This is a genomic window from Paracoccus yeei ATCC BAA-599, from assembly GCF_000622145.1.
GTDB classification, from domain to species: Bacteria; Pseudomonadota; Alphaproteobacteria; order Rhodobacterales; family Rhodobacteraceae; genus Paracoccus; species Paracoccus yeei.
Genome location: NZ_JHWH01000028.1, coordinates 47,977 through 54,107, shown reverse-complemented (window position 1 = coordinate 54,107; position 6,131 = coordinate 47,977). Strand labels below are relative to the sequence as shown.

6 protein-coding genes and 1 tRNA gene are annotated in these 6,131 nt (G+C 64.1%); 4 read left to right on the top strand and 3 right to left on the bottom strand.

What is annotated here, in order from left to right:
- Positions 1–270, top strand: a 270-nt coding sequence (locus BU28_RS0115580; protein WP_028720294.1) for an IS5/IS1182 family transposase, incomplete at its 5' end; no start/stop codon positions are given.
- A gap of 169 nt (positions 271–439) precedes the next feature.
- Positions 440–1,741 carry an MFS transporter gene (locus BU28_RS0115575; RefSeq protein WP_028720293.1) on the top strand — a complete coding sequence of 434 codons (1,302 nt, stop codon included), beginning with the start codon at positions 440–442 and terminating at the stop codon, positions 1,739–1,741.
- Positions 1,742–2,135: 394 nt separating this feature from the next.
- Here the strand turns inward: BU28_RS0115575 and BU28_RS26125 are convergent, their stop codons facing one another.
- Together BU28_RS26125 and BU28_RS0115565 are read right to left on the bottom strand one after the other, a co-directional pair.
- Positions 2,136–2,966: a DUF6538 domain-containing protein gene (locus tag BU28_RS26125; protein ID WP_198945013.1), complete on the bottom strand. Its 831-nt coding sequence runs from the start codon at positions 2,964–2,966 to the stop codon at positions 2,136–2,138.
- Between the two features lie 91 nt (positions 2,967–3,057).
- Positions 3,058–3,132 (bottom strand) — tRNA-Thr (locus tag BU28_RS0115565).
- Between the two features lie 204 nt (positions 3,133–3,336).
- On the opposite strand from BU28_RS0115565, the gene rpsB reads away from it, so the two are divergent.
- Positions 3,337–4,116, top strand: coding sequence for a 30S ribosomal protein S2 (gene rpsB / locus BU28_RS0115560; RefSeq protein ID WP_028720292.1), 780 nt, complete (start codon positions 3,337–3,339; stop codon positions 4,114–4,116).
- Between the two features lie 102 nt (positions 4,117–4,218).
- Positions 4,219–5,130: a translation elongation factor Ts gene (gene tsf / locus BU28_RS0115555; RefSeq protein WP_028720291.1), complete on the top strand. Its 912-nt coding sequence runs from the start codon at positions 4,219–4,221 to the stop codon at positions 5,128–5,130.
- 78 nt (positions 5,131–5,208) lie between these two features.
- On the opposite strand, the gene BU28_RS23295 is transcribed toward tsf, so the two are convergent.
- On the bottom strand, positions 5,209–6,057 hold the full coding sequence (locus BU28_RS23295; RefSeq protein WP_051578241.1) for a helix-turn-helix transcriptional regulator: 849 nt from the start codon (positions 6,055–6,057) through the stop codon (positions 5,209–5,211).
- Positions 6,058–6,131: the final 74 nt, after the last annotated feature.

The window sequence follows — 6,131 nt, the reverse complement described above, 5'->3', positions numbered from 1 at the left end:
GCCGGGGCGTTGCTTGCAGACCGGGGCCATGACGCCGACTGGTTCCGCAACGCGCTGATCGAGAGGGGCATTTCGCCGTGCATCCCCTCCCGCACCGGCCGCAAGGCCCCGATCCCGCACGACGCCAGCATCTATCGCCTGCGTCACCGGATCGAGAACATGTTCGCACACCTCAAGGATTGGCGGCGGATCGCAATCCGATACGACCGCTGCCCGATCCTGTTCCTCTCAGCCTGCGCTCTCGCCGCAACCGTCATCTATGGGTTGTGAGTCCTGACTCTAGGGCGGAAAATCGGCAATGCTGTTGCGCGACGCCGTCACGAAGCCGCAATTTTCCTGTCGCCTGCCATTCAACTCGGCTGCGGAATGGGATAGGGGCAGCCTGCCAAGGCGTCCCGGGTGACGCCCGAAAACCCCCGAAATTTGCGGACTCAAGAAAATGACTGACCACAACCTCGAGGCGCCCCGCCGGGCTGCGCTAGGCGGAAAGCGCACGAATTCGCCGGCGCAGGTCCTGCTGGCAAGCCTGATCGGCACCACCATCGAATTCTTCGACTTCTATGTCTATGCCACCGCCGCCGTGCTGGTGTTTCCGGCGCTGTTCTTTCCCGCCTCGGACGCGACGACGGCCTTGCTTGCCTCGTTCGCGACATTCTCGATCGCGTTCTTTGCCCGCCCGCTGGGCGCCGTCGTGTTCGGCCATTTCGGCGACCGGATCGGACGCAAGGCCACGCTGGTCGCGGCGCTGCTGACGATGGGCGTTTCGACCGTCGTGATCGGGCTGTTGCCGACCTATGCCCAGATCGGCGTCGCGGCGCCGGCGCTGCTGGCGCTGTGCCGGTTCGGGCAGGGCTTCGGCCTGGGTGGCGAATGGGGCGGGGCGGTGCTGCTGGCCACCGAGAACGCGCCCGAGGGCAAGCGCAGCTGGTACGGCATGTTCCCCCAGTTGGGCGCGCCGGTCGGGCTGTTCCTGTCCTCCGGCTTCTTCTGGGTGCTGCTGCATTTCATGAGCCAGGAGGACCTGCTGGCCTGGGGCTGGCGGCTGCCGTTCCTGTCCTCCATCGTGCTGATCGTGCTGGGGCTGTGGGTGCGGCTGTCCATCACCGAAACCCCCGAGTTCGCCGAGGCCGTCAAGCGCGACCAGCGCGTGTCGGTCCCGGTCGTCGAGGTGTTTCGCAACTACAAGCGCAGCCTGTTCCTGGGCACGTTCGTCGCGCTGGTGACCTTCGTGCTGTTCTACATCTGCTCGGCCTGGCTTCTGTCCTATAACGTCAAGGTCCTGCAGATCCCGTTCCTGGACGCGCTGAAAATGCAGATCCTGGGCGCGGTGATCTTTGGCATCGCCATCCCCATCGCCGGCAAGATCGCCGACCGGTTGGGCCGGCGTCCCTTCCTGATCGTGGTGACGGTGCTGATCGCGGCCTTCTCGTTCACGCTGGCCCCGCTGATGAGCGGCGGCGAGGCGCGGATCTATGCCTTCATCGCGCTTGGCATGTTCCTGATGGGCCTGACCTATGGCGTGATCGGGGCGGCGCTGGCCGCGCCCTTCCCGACGAAGGTGCGCTATACCGGCGCCTCGATCACCTTCAACTTCGCCGGCATCTTCGGTGCGTCGCTGGCGCCCTATGCCGCGACCTGGCTGCAAAAGACCTACGGGCTAAGCCATGTGGGCTATTACATGCTGGGCGCCGCGGTCATCACGCTGCTGTGCATCCTCGCCTCGGGCCGGGAAGAGGTCTAAGGCGCGACGCCCGCCCGGTTCATCGCCGGGCGGGCGCCTGATTGTTGCTATCGGCTGAAACTGCCGATGCGAGACAGACGGCACCGAAAGGTCCAGCGCCATGGCGGGTGCGGCAAGGACCAGCCCGGCAAGGCAGGTCGCGACGATCCTGAACATGAAAACACTCCGAAACACTTAATCCGATCGGGGATGAAGGGACCGGAAGCCCCTGAAAACATGCCGTTTCGGACAGGAGGCGGTTCGTGCGGGAATGAAGGGCTGTGGTGCCGGTTGAGGGAATTTAACTCTAGAGGAAAATCAATAATATATGTTTAAATCAATGGATTGAAAAAGAAAGTTAATGTTATATTTGTAACATTGTGACGGACGCAGGAATGGGCGAAGTGACGTAACGTCACGACATGAGAAAGCCCCGGTGATGCGCGCTAAGGTGTTTCAGCAGATGGTCGCGCCAGTCGAGCAAGTTCTTGCGGGTGATCTGGCGGGCGTCGTTGTGTCCGAGGAACTTGCGCAGGCTCACAATGACGATTGCACTGCGACGCCCGCCATCCTTCATGAAGCCTGCCGACTGGCGCGACGCCACATAGTCTTTCCATAGCTGCGACAGCTTCACCGGCTTGGGTTCATCCTCGGGGGCCGTGGCGTTGGCAAGAACAGGCGATCCAGGCTGGCCGTTGAAGTTTTCTTCGTCACGTTCCACCACCCGCGCCAATGCTTCATATTCGGCTGTGCATAGCATCTGCGCCAGATTGCGCCATTCGGTCGAGCCGGGTAGGGCGTCCGTGCTGCCGATCTCGCGGAATCGAGCAATGCGCTGCCCAACCAGTTCCTGCAATGCTGCATCGGTCAAACGGCCTGCCATGCCGGCCCGCAGTGCCGCAGCATAGTCAAGATCAACATCCAACGACGCCCACGCCGGACTTGCCTTGCGGGCCTCATCGTCCTGCCGGAGCCTGTCGCGATACGAAATAAGCGCGATCTGATCCGGGGCGAGAGGATAGCGGGTGACTGTAGTGGCGGGCGTTCCCGCGCGCTCTGCCTGGGCGATCTGGTGTTGAAGCTGCGCCACCGCGCCCGGCAACAGCCTCATGGCGGTCCTGCGATCCGGCCCGAGGGGTGCCCGCAGTTCCGTCTTGCCGACCAAGCCGCGCAGTTCTTTGGGCACTACCAGTCGGGCAAAAAATCTGCCGTCTCGGTTCAAGAGGTAGCGGTTCGCGCCAGCCATGTGAGGGGTCCGTTTGTTACAAGATTTGTAACATCAGAACGGGTTTTGGCCCAGCAATACAAGGGAAATGTAGCGATTGCTGGGGAAATGGTGGTGCCGGTTGAGGGGATTGAACCCCCGACCTTCGGTTTACAAAACCGCTGCTCTACCGCTGAGCTAAACCGGCCCGCAGCCCGGATAGCGAAGGACGCGGCGCGGTGCAAGCGCTTCCCGTGCCGACAGGGCTTGCAATGGCTTGGCAAAAGGACTATCTCGCGCGCACTTCACAGGTGGGGTCGGGCCTTCGGAGGGAGAAATCCTTCGACGGTCCACCGGTTGGGGCATCTGCCCTGAAAACCCCGCCAAGGCGCAAACCGGAAAGGAACATGGAATGGCGCTTCCCGAATTCTCCATGCGTCAGCTTCTTGAAGCTGGCGTTCACTACGGCCACCAGACGCAGCGCTGGAACCCCCGCATGGCCGAGTTCATCTATGGTGAACGCAACGGCATCCACATCTTCGACCTGACCCAGACCGTTCCGATGCTGGACGCGGCGCTGCAGGTCGTGCGCGACACCGTCGCCAAGGGCGGCCGGGTGCTGTTCGTCGGCACCAAGCGTCAAGCCCAGAAAGCCATCGCCGACGCCGCCGAGCGTTCGGCGCAGTTCTACATGAACCACCGCTGGCTGGGCGGCACGCTGACCAACTGGAAGACCGTGTCGCAGTCGATCCAGCGCCTGAAGGCGCTTGACGAGACGCTGGGTTCGGGCGCCGAGGGCCTGACCAAGAAAGAGCGTCTGCAGATGGAACGCGAGCAGGCCAAGCTGCAGGCCTCGCTGGGCGGGATTCGCGAAATGGGCGGCCTGCCGGACCTGCTGTTCGTCATCGACGTGAACAAGGAAGACCTGGCCATCCTGGAAGCCAAGAAACTGGGCATCCCGGTCGTCGCGGTCGTCGACACCAACTGCTCGCCCAAGGGCGTTGACTATATCATCCCGGGCAACGACGACGCCGCCCGCGCCATCGCGCTGTATTGCGACCTGGCCTCGCGCGCCGCTCTGGACGGCATGACCGCGCAGATGGGCGCCGCCGGCGTCGACCTGGGCGCGCTGGAAGCCTCGGTCGAGGAAGAGCTGGCCGGCGAAGCCACCGAAGAAACCGCCGACGCCTGATCGGAACGGCCCCGCGGCCTGCGGCGGCGGGGTTTTTTACGGAACAGTCATCAGGCGGGGATAAGCCCCGCCTGACGCATTCAAGAGCTAAGGAGACATGGGATGGCTATCACCGCTGCTATGGTGAAAGAGCTGCGCGAGACGACGGGCGCGGGCATGATGGACGCCAAGAAGGCGCTGACCGAGACCGAGGGCGACATGGATGCCGCCATCGACTGGCTGCGCACCAAGGGCCTGGCCAAAGCCGCGAAAAAGGCCGACCGTGTCGCCGCCGAGGGTCTGGTGGGCGTCGCCGTGACCGACGGCCGCGGCGTCGCGGTCGAGATCAACTCGGAAACCGACTTCGTCGCCAAGAACGCGGACTTCCAGGCGCTGGTCGCCGAAGTCGCCAAGGTCGCCCTGCAGACCGGCGAGTCGGTCGAGGTGGTCAAGGCCGCCGACCTGAACGGCGAGACGGTCGAGACCGTCATCACCAATGCCATCGCCCGCATCGGCGAAAACATGACCTTCCGCCGGATGCACGTCCTGGAAGGCGACACCGTGGTGTCCTATGTCCACAACTCGGCCGCCGAAGGCATGGGCAAGATCGGCGTGCTGGTCGCGCTGAAGGGTCCCGCCGACAAGGCGCAGGCGATCGGCAAGCAGTTCGCGATGCACATCGCCGCGACGAACCCGCTGTCGCTGTCCGAAGCCACCCTCGACCCGGCCGTGGTCGAGCGCGAGCTGCAGGTCCAGACCGCCAAGGCGCTTGAGGAAAACGCCTCCTCCGCCAAGCCGAAGCCCGAGCAGGTGATCCACAACAACATCATCCCGGGCCGGATGAAGAAGTTCCTGTCGGAAAACACCCTGCTGGGCCAGTCCTTCGTCATCAACCCCGACGTGACGGTCGAGCAGGCTGCCAAGGAGGCGGGTGTCGAGATCACCGGCTATGCCCGCGTCGCCGTCGGCGAAGGTATCGAGAAGAAGGAAGAGGACTTCGCGGCCGAGGTCGCCAAGACCCTCAGCGGTTCCTGATCGCCCCTTCGCGTTGAACGACAAGGCGCCGGTCCCCAGGGGGCGGCGCCTTTCGTCTGCGCGCCGCCCGCAGGCGCGTCATGCGTTACCGGCAGGCTGCCCCGGCTGCTCGAAACTGACAAAGTTCCAGGGCGTGTCGATCTGCCCCAAGTCAGGGTCGGGGGGCTGCATGCTGCACGCCTCGCCCGGATCGACAAAGATGACGCCCCGGCTGCACGCGATCAGTACGGCGTGGGTGGTCGTCTTGGCCCCCAGGGCCTTGCGCGCCAGCCGCAGGTGCTTTTCGACGGTGGCGACGGACACTTTCATCCGCTCGGCGATATCCTGCGTCGAAAGACCCAGGCCGGTCAGCTCCAGCGCCTCGCGCTGGCGGATGGTCAGGACCTCCTCGGCCCGGCGATAGGGCAGTTGCGCCAGCCGCTGGTGCAGCAGGTTGGCCAGCAGCTCCAGCTCGCGGCCCGCATGGGACCAGCGGGCATCGACCATCTCCTGGCTGGCGCCGACCCCCGCCAGGAACAGGATCCCGCCGCGAAGGCGGGGCGCGCGGTCGGCCAGGCTCAGGGCCATGCCGGCGCCATGGCCGAACTGCTCGAAGATCTCCAGCGCCAGGGCCTCCGAGGCGGTCAGCCTGCCCGCCAGCCTGCGTCGGCGCGCCCAATCAAAGCTTTGCGCGCCCTGGTTGCGCACGATCCAACGGCGCATCGGCACATGGTCCATCAGCTTGCGGTTCACGATTTCGCGCGCAAGCGGGTAGGGTAGCGAAGACAGTTCGACCCCATCCAGGATGACATGTTCGCCCATGCCGCGCAGCACGCGATACGCGACATAAAGTTGATGTGGAAAGCCGCGTCGCAGGGCCTGGCGTGCAAAAGCGGTCCAGGCGTCCTCGGCCTTTCTTGCGCCGAGAAGTTCCTCGACTGCGGGCAATAACTCCCTACTCTTCATCAAAATCGTCCATGGTGTATCACCCAAGGGCATGATTATTGTGGGAAGGTCAACCA